The sequence below is a fragment of the Skermanella sp. TT6 genome, from assembly GCF_016653635.2.
GTDB lineage: Bacteria > Pseudomonadota > Alphaproteobacteria > Azospirillales > Azospirillaceae > Skermanella > Skermanella cutis.
The window spans coordinates 5,156,499-5,173,247 of record NZ_CP067420.1; the positions used below are offsets into that span (position 1 = coordinate 5,156,499).

The 16,749-nt window shown below is 68.2% G+C and carries 16 protein-coding genes and 1 tRNA gene; 10 read left to right on the plus strand and 7 right to left on the minus strand.

The window, feature by feature from the left end; genetic code table 11:
• Positions 1-68: 68 nt before the first annotated feature.
• The 3 genes from IGS68_RS24080 to IGS68_RS24090 all read left to right on the plus strand — a co-directional run bounded on the left by IGS68_RS24080 (position 69) and on the right by IGS68_RS24090 (position 2,909).
• Positions 69-800, plus strand: a complete 732-nt coding sequence (locus tag IGS68_RS24080) for a Bax inhibitor-1/YccA family protein (protein ID WP_201074783.1) — start codon at positions 69-71, stop codon at positions 798-800.
• 192 nt (positions 801-992) lie between these two features.
• Positions 993-2,459, plus strand: coding sequence for a PAS domain-containing sensor histidine kinase (locus IGS68_RS24085; RefSeq protein WP_201074785.1), 1,467 nt, complete (start codon positions 993-995; stop codon positions 2,457-2,459).
• 54 nt (positions 2,460-2,513) lie between these two features.
• Positions 2,514-2,909 (plus strand): response regulator, encoded by a 396-nt coding sequence (locus tag IGS68_RS24090; protein ID WP_201074787.1) that lies wholly within the window; start codon positions 2,514-2,516, stop codon positions 2,907-2,909.
• A gap of 24 nt (positions 2,910-2,933) precedes the next feature.
• On the opposite strand, the gene IGS68_RS24095 is transcribed toward IGS68_RS24090, so the two are convergent.
• Positions 2,934-3,353, minus strand: a complete 420-nt coding sequence (locus tag IGS68_RS24095; protein ID WP_201074789.1) for a hypothetical protein — start codon at positions 3,351-3,353, stop codon at positions 2,934-2,936.
• Positions 3,354-3,579: 226 nt separating this feature from the next.
• On the opposite strand from IGS68_RS24095, the gene IGS68_RS35700 reads away from it, so the two are divergent.
• Both IGS68_RS35700 and IGS68_RS24100 read left to right on the plus strand, forming a co-directional pair.
• Positions 3,580-3,951 carry a YciI family protein gene (locus tag IGS68_RS35700; protein ID WP_247881052.1) on the plus strand — a complete coding sequence of 124 codons (372 nt, stop codon included), beginning with the start codon at positions 3,580-3,582 and terminating at the stop codon, positions 3,949-3,951.
• Positions 3,948-5,192 carry an RNA polymerase sigma factor gene (locus IGS68_RS24100; protein WP_247881053.1) on the plus strand — a complete coding sequence of 415 codons (1,245 nt, stop codon included), beginning with the start codon at positions 3,948-3,950 and terminating at the stop codon, positions 5,190-5,192. Before IGS68_RS35700 ends, IGS68_RS24100 begins: the two co-directional genes overlap by 4 nt.
• Before the next feature lie 26 nt (positions 5,193-5,218).
• Here the strand turns inward: IGS68_RS24100 and IGS68_RS24105 are convergent, their stop codons facing one another.
• From IGS68_RS24105 to IGS68_RS24115, 3 genes are all read right to left on the minus strand, one after another.
• Complete coding sequence (locus IGS68_RS24105; protein WP_201074793.1) at positions 5,219-5,362, minus strand: hypothetical protein; 144 nt, start codon at positions 5,360-5,362, stop codon at positions 5,219-5,221.
• Complete coding sequence (locus IGS68_RS24110) at positions 5,359-5,781, minus strand: hypothetical protein (protein WP_201074795.1); 423 nt, start codon at positions 5,779-5,781, stop codon at positions 5,359-5,361. Before IGS68_RS24110 ends, IGS68_RS24105 begins: the two co-directional genes overlap by 4 nt.
• Before the next feature lie 130 nt (positions 5,782-5,911).
• Positions 5,912-6,919 (minus strand): hypothetical protein, encoded by a 1,008-nt coding sequence (locus IGS68_RS24115; RefSeq protein WP_201074796.1) that lies wholly within the window; start codon positions 6,917-6,919, stop codon positions 5,912-5,914.
• A 186-nt stretch (positions 6,920-7,105) separates the two neighbouring features.
• On the opposite strand from IGS68_RS24115, the gene pepN reads away from it, so the two are divergent.
• From pepN to IGS68_RS36040, 5 genes are all read left to right on the plus strand, one after another.
• Complete coding sequence (gene pepN, locus IGS68_RS24120; protein ID WP_201074798.1) at positions 7,106-9,760, plus strand: aminopeptidase N; 2,655 nt, start codon at positions 7,106-7,108, stop codon at positions 9,758-9,760.
• Positions 9,761-9,983: 223 nt separating this feature from the next.
• Complete coding sequence (locus IGS68_RS24125) at positions 9,984-10,301, plus strand: hypothetical protein (protein ID WP_201074801.1); 318 nt, start codon at positions 9,984-9,986, stop codon at positions 10,299-10,301.
• A gap of 49 nt (positions 10,302-10,350) precedes the next feature.
• Complete coding sequence (locus IGS68_RS24130; protein ID WP_201074803.1) at positions 10,351-10,929, plus strand: hypothetical protein; 579 nt, start codon at positions 10,351-10,353, stop codon at positions 10,927-10,929.
• Between the two features lie 89 nt (positions 10,930-11,018).
• A tRNA-Sec gene (locus IGS68_RS24135) sits at positions 11,019-11,111 on the plus strand.
• 251 nt (positions 11,112-11,362) lie between these two features.
• Positions 11,363-11,488, plus strand: coding sequence for a hypothetical protein (locus IGS68_RS36040; RefSeq protein WP_256445733.1), 126 nt, complete (start codon positions 11,363-11,365; stop codon positions 11,486-11,488).
• A 15-nt stretch (positions 11,489-11,503) separates the two neighbouring features.
• Here IGS68_RS36040 and IGS68_RS24140 read toward each other — a convergent pair whose 3' ends face one another.
• Genes IGS68_RS24140 through IGS68_RS24150 form a run of 3 tightly spaced genes read right to left on the minus strand, consistent with a single transcriptional unit; the run spans position 11,504 to position 16,701 of the window.
• Positions 11,504-13,273 (minus strand): hypothetical protein, encoded by a 1,770-nt coding sequence (locus IGS68_RS24140; protein ID WP_201074805.1) that lies wholly within the window; start codon positions 13,271-13,273, stop codon positions 11,504-11,506.
• Complete coding sequence (locus tag IGS68_RS24145) at positions 13,273-14,304, minus strand: glycosyl hydrolase family 8 (protein WP_201074809.1); 1,032 nt, start codon at positions 14,302-14,304, stop codon at positions 13,273-13,275. The genes IGS68_RS24140 and IGS68_RS24145 overlap by 1 nt, the downstream gene beginning before the upstream one ends.
• A 3-nt stretch (positions 14,305-14,307) precedes the next feature.
• Positions 14,308-16,701 (minus strand): cellulose biosynthesis cyclic di-GMP-binding regulatory protein BcsB, encoded by a 2,394-nt coding sequence (locus IGS68_RS24150; RefSeq protein WP_201074814.1) that lies wholly within the window; start codon positions 16,699-16,701, stop codon positions 14,308-14,310.
• Positions 16,702-16,749 lie beyond the last annotated feature (48 nt).

Genomic DNA, 16,749 nt, shown 5'->3' on the forward strand with positions numbered 1-16,749 from the left:
TTGAATTGAGCGAGCCGCTCCCCAATATCCTTGCTCAAGTGACATCTACCTTTCGGATTGAGGATCACATGGCAAACGGCATGTTCAATCGGTACGCGACCCCCGGCCGCGCGGTCGATCAGGCCCAGTACGACGAAGGCCTGCGTCAGCACATGCTGAGCGTGTACAACTATATGATGGTTGGCCTCGGCGTAACCGGCGTGGTGGCCTTCGCGACGGCCATGCTGGCTGCCTCCAACCCGGCCTTCGCGCAGGCGCTCTACGGCTCCCCGCTGAAGTGGGTGGTCATGCTGGCCCCGCTCGGGTTCGTGTTCTTCCTGTCGGCGAAGATCCACTCCATGTCCATGTCGACGGCGCAGATGACCTTCTGGGCCTTCGCCGCGGTCATGGGCCTGTCGCTCTCGTCGATCTTCCTGGTATTCACCGGCGCCAGCATCGCCCGGGTGTTCTTCATCACGGCGGCGACCTTCGGCGGCATGAGCCTGTGGGGCTACACGACCAAGCGCGACCTGTCGGGCATGGGATCGTTCCTGATGATGGGCCTGATCGGCATCATCATCGCCAGCGTGGTCAACATCTTCATCGGCTCGACCGCGCTGCAGTTCGCCGTGTCGGTCATCGGCGTCCTGGTCTTCACCGGCCTGACCGCCTATGACACCCAGCGCATCAAGGAAGAGTACAGCGAAGGCTACGGCTCCGAGTCGCTCGGCAAGATGGCCCTGATGGGCGCTCTGTCGCTGTACCTGAACTTCATTAACCTCTTCACGATGCTGCTGTCGCTCTTCGGCAACCGCGAATAAACAAGCCGTACCGGGCGTCCCCACGCCGACGATTGTTGAGGAAACCCGGGCTTTCGAGCCCGGGTTTTTTCATGCGCGGACGCGACCATGCCGAGCCGGCGTGAAGCGGAGGATTTCCCGGAAGCCGTCTATGCCCTAAAGTATAGGAAGTTCCGCACCACGAAGAGGGCATGGGCGTATGCATATCAGGGTATGCTCACCGTAAGGCGATCCTCCGCCGGTTCCCTCCGCTTCCGGAGCGGCTCCCAGGACTGCCCCCGCGAACGGGAGGGCGGCCGGCAGGATGACCGCGCCGACCGGCGGCGGGCCCTCAACGTGACCATCGTCTACGCGCTCGCGGCGGGCTTTTGGATCCTGCTCTCCGACGGGCTCCTCAACCTGCTGTTCGGCAATGCCGCCTCGCTGGTGCTGTCCCTGTCGCAGACCGTCAAGGGCCTGACCTTCATCCTCATCACGTCGCTGCTGCTCCACGCGCTGATCCGGCATATCGGGGCCGCCGCCCGCGCCGAAGTCGTCCTGCGCCAGGATCAGGCGCGTCTTCTGGTCATGCTGGAGAACATGCCGGTGCTGGTGGCGGCCCTTGACGAGGAGGGACGGCTCGCCCTCTGGAACCGGGAGGCCGAGCGAATCACCGGCTACAGCGCCGCGGAGGCGATCGGCAACCCCCAGCTCCTGTCGCAGCTGCTGCCCGATCCCGACTACCGACGGGCGACCGCCGCCGCCTTCCGCCGCGCCGACCTGTGCTGCCGCGACTGGGAGCGGCGGATAACCTGCAAGGACGGGCAGGTGCGCACCATCGCGATCTCCTGCATCGCGCGAGACTTTCCCATCGCCGATTATCCCGGCGGCTGGGGGATCGGCGTCGACGTGACCGCGCGCCTCGCCCGCGAGCGGGAGCTTGCCGAAGCCCGCGACGCGCTGGAGCACGCCCGCGCCGAAGCGGAGGCGGCCAGCCGCGCGAAGTCCGATTTCCTCGCCCTGGTCAGCCACGAGCTGCGCACCCCGCTGACCGCCGTGATCGGCTTCGCCGACGTGATGCGGGCGGAGTATTTCGGCCCCCTGGGCTCGCCCCGCTACCATGACTATTGCCGCGACATCGAAGTCAGCGGACGTCACCTGCTGAGCCTGATCGACGGCATCCTCGAACTCGCCAGGACCGAGACCGGCCGCTACGTGCTCACCGAGAAGGAGATCGACCTGCCGGCCCTGGCCAGCGGCGCCGTCCAACTGCTCGGCGACCGGCCGTCCAGGAAGGGCATTTCCCTGACCGTCAGGATGGACCGGGACATGCGGGTCCGGGGCGACGAGATGGCGCTGACCCAGGTTTTGGTCAACCTGCTGGGTAACGCGGTCAAGTACACGCCCCCGGGCGGGCGCGTCGAGCTGTCGGCCGCCCCCGACGGGTCCGGCGGGCTGGCGCTCGTGGTCGCCGACACTGGCATCGGCATCCCGTCGGCGGAACTCGCCACCGTCCTGGAACCGTTCAGCCAAGCGAGCAACGCGGGCAGGACGGGCGAAAGCGGGTCCGGGCTGGGGTTGTCGATCGTGCGAACCCTGGTCGACCTGCACGGCGGCCTGCTGACGGTCGACAGTCACCTGGACGCCGGCACCCGGGTGACGGTCCGCCTTCCGGCGGAGCGTGTGCTCCCTTTCCCCTGACCTCACGGTAGGTTAAGGTTATGTGAGTATTCAGCATCCTCATCGATCCGGGCCATGCCGATCTCCGCGACGACACCGCCCCACGCCCCGAAAGCCGCGCGCCGCATCCTGGTGGTGGAGGACGAGACCCTGGTGGCCATGGATCTCGAGGATATGCTGGTGTCGATCGGCTGCGAAGTGGTCGGCCCGGTCGCCAAGGTCGCCCGCGGCCTGGTCCTGGCCCGCGAGGAGCCGCTGGACGGCGCAATCCTCGACATCAACGTGGCCGGCGAACTGGTCTATCCCATCGCGGAGGTCCTGGATGCCAGGGGTATTGCCCTGGTATTCGCCTCCGGCTACGACCGCGGCCTCAGCGTCCCGGCGCATCTGGCGGACTATCCCCGAATCCGGAAGCCCTACACGATCCAGGACATCGAGCGGTTGATCGACGGCTTTACCCGAAGCGGTTGAAGGCGATCGGACGAGCCCGGGGTTTCAGGTCGGCTTCGGAATGCCGAGATGGACCAGGATCGCATCGAGGCTCCGGTTCATGTGGAACTGGTTCTCGATCAGCATGGCCTGCCCTTTTTCGAGATTGGACAGCTGCTTGGTATGGGTCGCCAGCATTTCGCCATGCTCCCCCAGGATCCTGGTGTGCTCGTTCAAAGTTCTCGTGTGCTCATCCAGTATCCTGGTGTGCTCCCCCAGGATCCTGCCGTGCTCATCCAACTTTCTGCCGTGCTCATCCAGCTTCCTGCCGTGCTCATCCAGCTTCCTGGTGTGCTCATCCAGCTTCCTGGTGTGCTCATCCAGCTTCCTGCCGTGCTCCGCCTGGACGTCCAGAATCATGTCGACCTTCTGCCCAAGGCTTAAGGTGCTGACAGCCAGACGTGTGACCCTATCGCCGTCGCTCATCTTTAACTCCAAGATTCGCGGTTATTCTACACGCGAGCGCCGATCAGGTCCACACAGATGCGTGATATCCGTCCTACCCCGGCACTAAACGCAACCCTGAGGAACCATATGACCACAGATGCTCTCGTATGGCTGATAAAACAGGGTCGTGCGTTTTCTTGCCCGACCCTGTCGGCCGCGGGCATACTCGTCCGTCCTCGGTTGCGGGAACCCGGAAGGACCAGAGATGCTCTACGCCATCCTTTGCTACGATTCCGAAGACGTCGTCTGTTCCTGGACGAAGGAGCAGGACGATGCCGCCATGGCCCGCCTCGGAGCGGTCCAGCGGAAGCTTGCGGCGGACGGGCGGCTGGGGCCGGTCGCGCGCCTGCTGCCCACGACGGCGGCGACGACCGTCCGCAAGGGCGCCGAACCCCTCGTGATCGACGGCCCCTTCGCCGAGACCAAGGAACAGCTCCTGGGGTTCTACATCGTCGAATGCGAGACGCTGGACCAGGCGATCGAGACCGCCGGCGACCTGGCGCGCGCCAGCAGCTCGTCCGGCGCCTACGAACTCCGCCCGCTCGCCGTCTTCCGGCCGGGAGTCATCGGGGCGTGACGGACCTCGCCTGGATCGACGCGGCGCTGACCGCGGCGCGCCCCCAGGCGCTCGGAGCGCTGCTCCGCTATTTCCGCGACCTCGACGCCGCCGAGGAGGCTTTCCAGGAGGCCTGCCTGCGCGCGCTGGGGAACTGGCCGCGCAAAGGTCCGCCGCGCGATCCCGCGGCCTGGCTGATCCTCGTCGGGCGGAACGCCGCGATCGACCAGGTCCGCCACCGGGCGAGGCAGCGGCCGCTGCCGCCCGACGAGGTGATATCCGACCTGGAGGACTCCGAAGCCGCCATGGCCGAGCGGCTGGACGGGTCGCACTACCGCGACGACATCCTCAGGCTCCTGTTCATCTGCTGCCATCCCGACCTGCCCGCCACCCAGCAGATCGCGCTGGCGCTCCGCATCGTCTCCGGCCTGCCGGTCCGGCGGATCGCCCGCGCCTTCCTGGTCGGCGAAAGCGCCATGGAGCAGCGGATCACCCGGGCGAAGGCCCGCATCGCCGGGGCCGACGTGCCGTTCGAGGCGCCGGGTCCGGTCGAGCGCGCGGAACGGCTCGCCGCCGTCTCCGCGATGATCTACCTGGTGTTCAACGAGGGATATTCCGCCGCCGGCGACACGCCCCGCCGGGCGCCCTTGTGCGACGAGGCGATCCGGCTCGCCCGGCTGCTGCTGCGGCTGTTCCCCGCCGAGCCCGAGATCATGGGGCTGACCGCCCTGCTGCTGCTGCAGCATGCCCGCACCCCCGCGCGTTTCGACCCCGCGGGCGCCGTCGTGCTGCTGGAGGACCAGGATCGCGCGCTCTGGAATCGGGAGATGATCGCCGAGGGGCTGGCCCTGATCGACAAGGCCATGCGCCATCGGCGGACCGGTCCCTATCAGGTCCAAGCCGCCGTCGCGGCGCTCCATGCCCGGGCGTCCCGGCCGGAGGAAACGGACTGGGCGCAGATCGACCGGCTCTACGCCACGCTCGAACGGCTCCAGCCGTCACCGGTCGTGACGCTCAACCGGGCCGTCGCGGTCGCCAAGACCCGGGGGCCCGAGGCAGCCCTTTCCCTGATCGAGCCGCTGGAGCCCCGGCTGTCCGGGTATTTCCATTTCTTCGGGGTCAAGGGCGCGCTCCTGATGCAGCTCGGCCGCGCCGGGGAAGCCCGCTGCGCCTGGGACCGGGCGATCGCGCTGGCCAATACCGCGGCGGAGGCCGCCCATATCCGCCAGCATCTCGACCGGCTCGCCCGGGACCCGGACTGATCCGGGCCGCGGACGGCCGGTTCCCGTCACGCCCCCGCGAACAGTACCAGGAGCAGCAGGCCGGCGCTCAGGGCCAGGGCGATCTCCAGGCCGAGCTCCACCCGGTCGAAGCCGCGGCGGCAGTCGCGCACGGAAGTGAGAACCTCGGAAGCGAATTGCTGGGTGGTCATGGCGAACTCCGTTCTTTTTGTTCTTCCGCCAGCCTGGATTCTGCGTATCCCGCTTTGCGCATGGCTTTCTTGAGGTCCTCCCAGGCAAGCCAGATGTCCGCCGCATGGACGGCGGCCTGCTCATCGCCTTCGGAACCGGTGGCGTGATGCCGGAAGTAGTCGGCCGCTCGGCGCATCCGCGCCGCGAGGGTGCCGATGTCGTCCCGGATCGTTTCGGTCCGCAAGGCGGTTTCCCGTTCGGCAAGCCAGTTTTCGACTTCCGCCATTTCGGCCTGGGTGCAGGCCTTGCGCAGTTTCTCCGGGATGGCCAGGGCGTCCTTGTCGATCTTGCCGACCACCTCGGACCGGCCGCGCTTGAGGGCGGGGTCATAGGTGGTGCGGATGACCTGGATGACGCGGCGGCGCTCGCGGAACTGCATGCTGGCGGCTTTCTGACCAAGCGGGCCGTCCTATGCGGTCCGAACATGGGCAGTATAGTGCGCCGATCCGGGCCGCATATCAAGCCCGAAATCGGTCCGCATAACACTTTCTTGCAGGCGGAAAGGTCCGTCAGCGTCCCCGCCGGCCGGCCAGCGGCCAGTCGTTGCTGATCGAGAAGTTGCGGGCCAGGAACCGGTAGGTGTCCTTCAGCAGCGCCTCGATGTCGGGCGACCGCTCGACCGTCACGGCGGCCCACGGATTGATCATCTCGTCCCACAGCATCAGCCGGTGATGCAGTTCGTCGCGCATCTCCCGGATGAACTTGGTCTGCGCGCCGATGTTGCGCAGCACGGCCAGGATCTCGCCGGTCTGGGCGTCGGCCTGGGTGAACATGCTGTCGAAATCGGCCAGGGGCGCCCGGATCAGCACCTGCATGCGGAAGATCTCGTTCCGCACGCCGGGTTCGCGCTTGTAGAGCTTCGACAGGATGCCCAGCTGCGCGCCGATATACTGCACCCGGGTGTAGCGGTCGCGCAGCGCCTCGATATAGGACAGCTCGCGGCCCAGCTTGTCGATCATGTCGACGACTTCCTGCTTGCGGTCCGCGCCGATGCCCAGCTTCTCGGCGGCGCGGGCGAAGGCCTCCTGCACGCGCGCCTTGGTCTGCGGGTCCTCGGACAGCTGCTCCAACTGGGTCAGGTCGACCACCTGCGTCTCGCCGCCCGTAAGCCAGGACACCAGCTGCATGGTCAGGCGGTTGCGCGCGATGGTCCGGTGCTTCTCCTCGACCGTCCAGGAGGCGGTGCCGTCCAGCAGTTCGTGCGGAATCGAGTCGTTGGGCCGGATCTCCCGCACGTAGCGCAGCGACTTCTCGACGATCCCCAGCAGCTTGCCGTCCTTGGTGTCCGGGTTGAGGTCGAACTCCGACCGCAGCACCGGGATCGCGATCGATCCCTTGAGGTCGCCGAGCGGGATATGGAAAGCCGCTTCCTGGGTGTTCTTGACGTAGGAGAAGTAGCCTCCGTCCATCGAGAAGACCTTGTGCTCGAACTTGAAGGTCTGGCTGCGCTCATCGGAATCAGGGTCCGCCGCCGGCGTGGTGCCGGTCGCCTGCGAAAGCTGGTCAGCCGCGGTCATGGCCTGAAACTCATCCGTCCGATGGTGGTAACCACAACCGCGTTTATACAATGTCGGCGCGGTTACGGAAAGCACGGCTTTCGGGATAGCGCGGCGCTCCGTCCAGTCGGCATGCGACAATAGGCCGTCCGCCCTGTTAGGATGCCCCTACGGCCCGCCGTACCGGAAGCAAGCACGGGATCTCCCATGGACAAGAGCACCCCCCAGGCCATCCACCTGAAGGACTACGCCCCGCCGCCCTACCTGATCGACACCGTCGATCTGGCCTTCGACCTGGGCGAGGATGTGACGCGGGTCCGCTCCAGGCTGGCGATACGGGCCAATCCCGATGCCGCCTCCCCCGCCGGCGCGCTGGTGCTGGACGGCCAGGACATGCGGCTGGTCTCGGTGGCGCTCGACGGGCGGACGCTCGACCCGTCGGAATACTCGGTCGGACCGGAGAGCCTGACCATCCCCGGCCCGCCGGAAGCCTTCTCCCTGGAAGTGGTGACCGAGCTAAAGCCGCAGGAGAACACCTCCCTGTCCGGCCTGTACCGGACCAGCGGCAATTTCTGCACCCAGTGCGAGGCCGAGGGCTTCCGCAAGATCACCTACTTCCTCGACCGGCCCGACGTGATGGCGCGCTACCGCACCACCATCACCGCCGACGCGCTGAAATACCCGGTCATGCTGTCCAACGGCAACCTGGTGGCCTCCTCGAAGATGGAAGGGGACGGCCGCCACACCGTCACCTGGGAGGACCCCTTCGCCAAGCCCTCCTACCTGTTCGCCCTGGTCGCCGGCGTGCTGGTCCATGTGGAGGATAGCTACGTCACCCGTTCCGGCCGGACCGTGACCCTGCGGATCTATGTGGAGCCCGGCAACCAGGACAAGTGCGGCCACGCCATGGCCTCGCTGAAGAAGTCGATGGCCTGGGACGAGGAGGTGTTCGGGCTGGAATACGACCTGGACATCTTCATGATCGTCGCGGTCGGCGACTTCAACATGGGAGCCATGGAGAACAAGGGCCTCAACGTCTTCAACACCAAGTACGTGCTGGCCAAGCCGGAGACGGCGACCGACACCGATTTCCTGGGCGTCGAGGCGGTGGTGGCGCACGAGTATTTCCACAATTGGACCGGCAACCGGGTGACCTGCCGCGACTGGTTCCAGCTCAGCCTGAAGGAAGGGTTGACCGTTTTCCGCGACCAGGAATTCTCCTCCGACATGCATTCCCGCCCGGTCAAGCGGATCGCCGACGTGCAGCGCCTGCGCGCAGCCCAGTTCCCCGAGGACAGCGGCCCCATGGCGCACCCGGTGCGCCCCGACAGCTATATCGAGATCAACAACTTCTACACGACCACGGTCTACGAGAAGGGCGCCGAGGTCGTGCGCATGATCCACACGCTGCTGGGGGCCGACGGCTTCCGCAAGGGCATGGACCTCTATTTCGAGCGCCACGACGGGCAGGCCGTCACCTGCGACGACTTCGTCGCCGCGATGGAGGACGCCGCCGGCAAGGACCTGGGCCAGTTCCGCCGCTGGTACTCCCAGGCCGGGACGCCGGAACTGGCGGTGACCGGGGAATACGACGCCGCCGCGCGCACCTACCGCCTGACGGTGCGGCAGTCCTGCCCGCCCACGCCGGGCCAGCCGACCAAGCTGCCGTTCCATATCCCGCTGGCCCTCGGCCTGCTCGATCCGTCCGGTGCCGACATTCCCCTCCGCCTCGCGGGCGAGCCGGGACCCGCCGGCACCTCGCGCGTGCTCGACGTGACCGGGCCCGAGCAGGTGTTCGAGTTCGTCGACGTGCCGCGGCAGCCGGTGCCGTCGCTGCTGCGGGGCTTCTCCGCCCCGGTCAAGCTGCGTGCGCCCTATACCGACGACGACCTGACTTTCCTGATGGCGCATGACGGCGACGCCTTCAACCGCTGGGAGGCCGGCCAGACCCTGGCGACCCGGCTGCTGCTCGACCTGGTCGCCGACCGGGCGGAGAACCGGCCGCTGGAGCTGTCGCCCGGCTTCATCGACGCCTTCTCCCGGATCCTCAAGGATCCGGACCTCGACCCCGCCTTCGCGGCGCAGGCCCTGACCTTGCCGTCCGAAGGTTACCTGGGCCAGCAGATGCCGGTGATCGACGTGGACGGCATCCACGAGGTGCGGACCTTCGCCAGGCGCGCCATCGCCGGGCGGCTGCGCGACGACCTGCTCGCCACGTACCGCGCGATGGGCGGCAACGAACCCTTCTCGATCGACGCCGCCGCGATCGGCCGGCGCGCCCTGAAGAACCTGGCGCTGGGATACCTGATGGCGCTGGAGGACGCCGAGGCGGTCGAGCTGTGCGTCGGCCAGTTCCACAACGCCCAGGCCATGACCGACGTGATCGCGGCGCTGGGCCTGCTGGCGGACACCCGCCTGCCCCAGCGCGAGTCCGCGCTCCGGCGCTTCTACGACCTGTGGAAGGACGAGCCGCTGGTGGTGGACAAATGGTTCTCGATCCAGGCCATGTCGGAACGGCCGGAGACGCTGGACGAGGTCGCGGCCCTGCTCGCCCACCCCGCCTTCGAGATCCGCAACCCGAACAAGGTCTACGCCCTGATCGGCGGCTTCGCCGGCGGCAACCCGGTGCGCTTCCACGACGCGGGCGGCGGCGGCTACCGGTTCCTGGCCGACCAAGTCCTGGCGCTGAACCGTCTCAACCCACAGGTGGCGTCGCGCATGGTCAAGATGTTCGCCCGCTGGCGCAAGTACGATCCCCGGCGCCAGTCCCTGATGCGCGCCGAGCTGGAACGCATCGTCGCCACCCCCGGGCTGTCGCGCGACGTGTTCGAGATCGCCTCCAAGAGCCTGGAAGCCTCCTGACCCTGCGGCCGGGAACTCCCCGGCCGCAGGCTTACCCTCGCTTGTCTTGATCATCGAACCTGCGCGGACCACCCGATTCTCACGGGTCCGCCGGACATGCGCATCAGAGAGCATATCGACGGCATGTCCTCTCTTTTTTATTAAAAAATGCCTTGAAAATGCCCGCGGCGGTAAGCAGTATCGGGCATCTTGTGGGACAGGCTCCGAACGGGAGCCCGGCTTCATGCACGTTAATATTGATATTCCCGTAAGAGACACGCTTCCGGATGCGCTCGAACGGGATGAAGGTGGTGGAATGACTGTGCCAGTCGTGGACAAGCCCGGCAGCAGGGATTTCGCTTTGATCGACAATGGTATGGAGCCATGGGATCCCGATCAGGCCGAGCGTGACGAGTGCATCCGGGTGATGGAACTCAACGCCACCTCCCAGAACAGCAACGAAAACGCTGGCGTGGCGGTCGATAGCATTGTCGAGGTCACCAGACGCGTCGCTGCGGGAAACCTCACCGTCGCAGATAAAATAAACAGCCTGCTCGACTGATCGGTTTGCCGGAATGACGTCTCCGCTCTGCTCGGACCCGGCGAAAGCCATGGATCTCGCGATAAATCTCCAGCGCGCCACGGGCAAACTGCTTAGCGAGCGCATGGGTATTCGGGCAGATCTGTCCAGGCAACTCTTCCTCGACATCGCCGTGAACTGGTTTCGGGACTTTGACCGGATCAAGCTGGACGAAACCAAGGGTGTTCGTCCGGCCCGTCTGATCGCCTACCTGATGTTCTGGATCAGGAAGGTCAAGCCGGTGTCCGCAGCCTACCGGGAAGCCGACATAAGAGCCGCGCTGTCGTCTGGGCGCGCGGTACCCTCTTCCAAAGAGATCATCGATATCAATGAGCGGGTGGCCATCCTTCTCGCGTTCGAGTTCCTGGCGGATTATGCGAAAGGCAAGTCGATCATCGTCTACGATGCCTCGCAGGGCATGGACAGGCCGTACGTCTACGACAGAGCCAGGTTCGACGCCGCGGTCGACAGATACCTGAACCAGAGGCTCGGATCGGATGGCAAGTCCGTGCTCCAGACGCTGATCCGCGATATGCGTTACAAAGCATTCGGCCCGCACAATCTCGTCCATCTGATGGACCAGTTCGTTTTCAGGCTGGTATCCGAGTAACCGGAAACCATCCGCTTCCGCCCGCGGCACCGATAAACCCTTGAAATCGTTAAATCCGTTCGCATGTGCTGATTGGCACATGCCAAACCGGAGGCGACAAGGGTCTGGTGGCCCTCCTGGTCTTCAAAACCAGCGGCACGCCCCAAGCGTGCGGTGGGTTCGATTCCCATCCGCCTCCGCCATGTCCCGGCGCATCTGTACAAGCGGCATGCACCTTTGACATAGGGCCGGGCACTCCGTCGGCCATGTGACAAAAACAAGTCGGTAGGTTGATCATTATCTGAAAGAGTGAACGTTCCCCGAATGAGTTTGTTAGGAAGGGGGTGCGGCACAGCTTTCAGGCATGTTCGGAATGTATCCTACGCTTATGAAGAAACCCGGCCCGTCGTCCACGGCCCCCACCGTCGGCGCGGCCGATCGGAAGCTCGTGTGGGTGCCCAACGTTCCGACTCCCGTCGTCCTGGTCGAGCTTTTCGAAGGATGGGCCCTGGTAGAGGACCCGTCCGGCCAAGTCCACGCCGTCGATGCGGATCAGGTCGACTACGCCGAGCCCGCCTGATCCGCCCTCCCCTGTTCAATCCCAGCGCCGGTTGACCTGCGCGGTCGCGAGCCGCAACCCTTCCTTGGCCTCCGCGCTGCCGTAGACGTCGGCAAGCCGGCGGAACGCGGCCTCGGCCTCGGCGAAGCGGCTGCTCTTATAGAGGCTCCACGCCTCGATCATGGCGAGCGACCGGTCCTCCGGGGCGAGACGCTTCACCTGGGCCACCAGCCGCAGGGTCTCGCCATACTGCCCCCGGTTGAACGCGGCCAGCGCGTCCTGGCTCACGATGCCGGCCTCGATCCGGGCGGACTTCTCCGGCGCCACCGCATGGGCCTCGACCACCGCGCGGGCCTCGCGCGACAGGCCCTGGGCGTTCTTCGCCAGCGCCAGCCCCTGGGCCGCGTCGGACGCCCGGGCCGGATCGGTGCCGGCCTGCTTCAGGGCGGCCTCGAAGGCGCGGGCCGCCTCGGCATGACGGTTCAGCTTCATCAGGGTCCAGCCGCGCAGGCTCTGGCCGGTCGCCGCCTCCGGGCCGCGGCCGGGTTCGGTCAGGCTCAGCACGGTCGCGTAGTCGCCCGCCTTGAAGGCCGCCGCGGCGCCGGAACCGCCGCCACCCTCCAGGACCTGCTTCAGCTTGGGCGCCTTGCCGGCCCAGGCCGCGGCAAGCGTCCGGGCCTCCTCGGCGCGGCCGAGCTTCTGGTAGGTATAGACCAGCCCTTCCGCCGCCTTGGCCCCGTCCTTGCCGGAAGGTTTCCAGTCCAGCGCGGCCTGGAACCAGGTGCCGGCCTCGTCCCATCTCTTCGCGTTGAAGTGATGCCAGCCGATTGCCTGGGCGGCGCGCGCATCGCGCCTGTCGCGGGCGGTCCGGCCGATCCAGTCCAGCTCGGCCGAGTCCGAGCGCCCCTTGGCCAGCCGGCCCAGCGCCTCGCCCAGCTTGTCCTGCGCTACCGCCGCCGTCCGGGCGCCGGCACCGCCCTCATTGCCGGCTCCGCCGAAATCCTTCCGGATGGCGGCGAAGCGGACCTGCTGCTCGGCCGATTTCGGCAGTTCCGCCTCCTGCTCGATCAGCGCCTTCAAGGCCGCCGTGTCCCGGTTGGCGAGCGCCTTCTGAAGGGTGGACAGGCGCAGGTCGGCGGTCGGGCACGTCGCCATGGCGTTGCCGTAGGTGGCATAGGCCGCCTTGGCGTCGCCGGTCTTGAATTGCGCCTCCGCAAGGTCCCAGAGGTTCTCGACATGCTGGCAGGTGAACAGCCCGGGCTTGCCGGCGGCCAGCCCCACGACGGCGCCCCAGTCGCCGGCCCCGCTCGCCGCGGCGACGGCGTCGCGGGTCCGCCGGGCGTCCATCAGCTCGGTCAGGCGGGCCGGCGGCGTCCAGCCGGGATTGAGGCTGCGCAGGATCGCGGTCTCGCGGTCCACCGCCGCCAGGTCGCCGCGCTCCCAGCTCGCCCACAGCCCGCGCTCGTCGACCGCGGCGGCCTTCGGGGCGAACAGGTCGGTCGGCGGCGACCAGCCCGGATGCAGCGCCTTCAGGCGGCGGATCTCGTCGTCCACCCGCTGGTAATCGAAGCGGGTGGCGTAGGCCCGCAGCAGCGAGACGTCCACGTCGGCGCCGGCTTCCGGGCCCTGGAGCGGGCCGTCCGCCGGACCGGCGCGCTCGACCGTCAGGTCGACGGTCACGCCCTGGCGCATGGCGCGGTAGCGGTTGTCCATCTGGGCCTCGGCCGAGGCGGGGAAGACGGCGGGAGCGGCGGCCAGCAGCAGGGCCGCCAGGGCGGACGCGGTGCGCGGAGCGAGGGAGCTCATCACAGGAACCTTTCGGAGAAAGCGATTTTCGTGAGCAGAATGAGGGTGGCGGAGTAATAGTCGTCGGTATCGCCGATGCTCGGCAGCATGGGCAGCGCCTCGCCGCGGAACCGGGTCAGGACGCTGACCGCCCGGCCGCCGCCGGACAGGCCGTAGGGCGCCTTGGCATCGGTGGCGAGGTCGACCGTCGCCGGGATGAAGGGTGCGCCGTCATGGCCGCTCCACCAGGAGACGACCGGACGGTTCAGCGCGTCGGCGTCGTCCAGGCCGCCCCAGATCGCGTAGAGCGGCACGCGGATCGCGTTGAAGCCGAAGACCGTCTCGAACCCCGACGGAAGCCGCAGCTCGGTGCCGGCCAGCTCGACCCAGTCGGGCGGCAGCCCGGCCTCGCCGAACCGCGCCCGGGCGACCAGGGCCCGGCCGCTGTCCGACACGGCGCGCCACAGGTCCCGGTCATGGCGGCGGGCGAACGCGTCCAGCGCCGGGAAGACCCAGTAGGACGGGTTGAGCACCACCGACCCGTCGCGGACGAAGCCCTCCGGGCCGGGCAGCAGGACCTTGCCGAGGGAGGTCTCGACCACCAGCCGGTCCCGGACGTCGTCCAGGATCGCCAGCGCCGCCGCGCCGTAGCCTTCGTCCTTCCACAGGTCGGCCGCCCGCAGCAGGCCCCAGGCGATCAGGATGTCGCCGTCGGACGCGCTGTTCAGGTCGGTCGCCCTGGACGGTCCCGTCTCCCATTTCCAGGCGAACAGGTGGTCGCCCCGGACCTGCAGGTTCGCCGCGGTCCACCGCCAGAGCCGGTCGAAAGTTTCCCGGTCGCCGTAGGCGGTCGCCATGATCATGCCGTAGCCTTGGCCCTCGCTGTGGCTGATACCCTTGTTGCCGGTATCGGCCACCCGCCCGTCCGGCAGGACGAAGCGGGTCGCGAAGGCCTGCCACTCGGACCCATGGAGGGGAGAGCCGGCCGATGCGGCGCCGGCGCTTCCGAGGGCGGCGCCCAGCAGCGCCAGGACGAGGAGGATCCTCCGCATGGCTCAGGAGTCCTGCCGCCGGTTGAGCGCGGCCTGGGTCAGGACCGTCATCACCAGCAGGCCGGCCAGCGCCAGGAAGGTCCAGGCCACCGGGTTGCGGGCGAACAGGGCGTTGACGAACAGGATGCGCTGGTGCCAGCTGTCCGGGAGGGTGCCGACGCGGTAGCTCTCCTCGGCCGCCCAGGACTGCATCGCCAGGGTACCGGGGTTCCAGGCGACGGTGCCGCCCGACAGCCGGTCCCACAGGGCCGGCCGGACCAGGGCCGCGATACCCTCCTCCACCGCCGCGCCGGACGCCGCGGTGACCAGGGTCACGGTGCCCTCCGGCCGCAGCGGGTTCTCGAACGCGGTCATCAGCGCGCTGCCCTCGTCGATCGCGGACAGGCTCGACGCGGCCCGTCCGTAGCGGTCCGGCCATAGGGCCTCGCGGAACTCCCGGGACATCTCGGCGGTCCAGTCGATCGCCTGCTCCACCATCCTGAACTCGGCCACGGAGGCGGCCATGATGGCGCCGCGGGAGGCCCCGGTAGAAGCGGCCGCCGGGGCGGCGACCAGGCCGGAGGAGAGCCCCGGCAGGAACGGCGACGCCGGATCGAACGGTGCGAGAGCGGGGCGCAAGGCGTCCCGGACGGTGCCGGCGACCGTCGGCAGGCGCGACGCGATGCGGTCGTCCAGGGCACCGGCCGGGCCGACCATCAGCACGTCGCCCCCGTACCGGGAGGCCGACCCGACGGTGAAATTGTCGATCGGGTGGCCCGCCGTCCGGGCCAGCTTGGCCAGCAGCGTCCAGGCGCCGCCGATGGTGGCGTCGTCGTCGGCGGTCAGCACCACGTCGAATTCCCGGCGCGGGCCGGAACGGGCATCCGAGACCCCGGTATAGGGAAAGCCGCCCGACGCGAAGAGTTGCAGGTCCGGAAGCGAGGCTACCCGCGGCATGTCCGGGATCGTGACCACCGACTCGCCGGAGATCGCGACGCTCCTTCCGGCGCCCGGGCGGACCAGGCACCCGGAGGACCCGTCGCTGCCGATCATCGGCTCGAAGGCGATCGTGTTGGTGCCCGGCCGCAGCCGGTCGATCGGCAGCAGGACCCGCTGCTTGGTGACGGTCGCGCCGTGCGGATCGTTCAGGGCGACCATGGAGGCGTAACGGCCGTTGACCAGCACGTTCACGACGGAGTTGGGCGACAGGTTCGGCGCGTAGGTGTAGTCCAGCTCCAGCAGGATCTTCCGGCCGCCGGCCGGCAGCGTGTCGGCCGGCAGGTTCAGCTCCAGGCCCGTGCGCGCCTCGGTGCCGTTGCTGATCCCGCCCGAAACCGTCTGCAGTTCCCGGAAGCGGTAGCTGCGGCCTGGCTCCTGCAGCGGGCGGGTCCGCCGCTCGGACTGCCGGACCGCCGCGGCCTCCCAGTCCGCTGCGGCGGGCAGGACCGCCGACGGATCGGCGAACGCGCTTGCCGCCGCCAGGACCTCGGCATCGTTCCGCCCGGTGACGATCAGCAGCGGGCCGGCTCCCGGCATGCCGCGCAGGGCGACATGCGGACCGGAAACCCCGTCCAGGTCGCCGAAGGCGGCCACCAGGCCGCGCAGCGCCTCGACGGTGCCGATCAGCACCTTGCCGTCGCGGCCGGCCAGGGCTCCGGCCTCCGCCGTCCGGTGGCGCACCGCGATGCCGCTGTCCGGCATCCGCAGCGAGAAGCCCTGGGCGACCAGGGCGCCGGCCTTCAGCGTGGCCCCGGTCCGTCCGGCGGGCGTCAGCAGCTCGATCCGCTCGGCGCCGGCCCCGAAGAAGGAAGCCGGATCGGCCAGCCCGGCAAGGGTGCGGTCGCGCCCGCCATGGATCGTTTCCAGCGCGATGTAGGAGTTGGCCGGATCGAGCCGGGTCCACAGCGCCGCCGAGCTGTCGGCGTCGCACCCCCGGCTGTTCTCCTGCTGGACCCACAGGGACAGCTGGTTCTGGCCGGGCACCAGGAGCTCCGGCGGCAGGACGATGTCGGCCCGCAGCGCGTCGTCGCCACCGGTCAGCGGCAGCTGGGCGATGCCCTGCTGGTTCAGGTAGACCCACATCCTGGAGCGTTCGGACACTACGGCGTCGGCCGTCTGGTAGACCAGCCGCAGCCGGGCGTCGCGCACGTCGGCTCCGGCCTCGACCGGCACGCGGAACTGGAGCTGGCCGGCCTGGCCGCGCAGTTCGAGCTGGCCGCCCTGGTTGTCCACCGCCCGCAGCGGGATCACCCTCAGGTCGGTGCCGGCCGCCGCTCCGGCCGCGGCCGGTTCGGTGACGGCGGCGGGTGCGGCGGCGGTGGCGGGTGCGTTGGCGGCGGCCCCGGCGGCGCTCGGATACAGGACGGCGCCCAGACCGATCATCAGGGCCATCTTGGCGGTGTACAGTCTGTTCACCATGATCTCATTCCTCTGGAGATACTTCCCCGGAGCCTTGGGCCCCGGGAG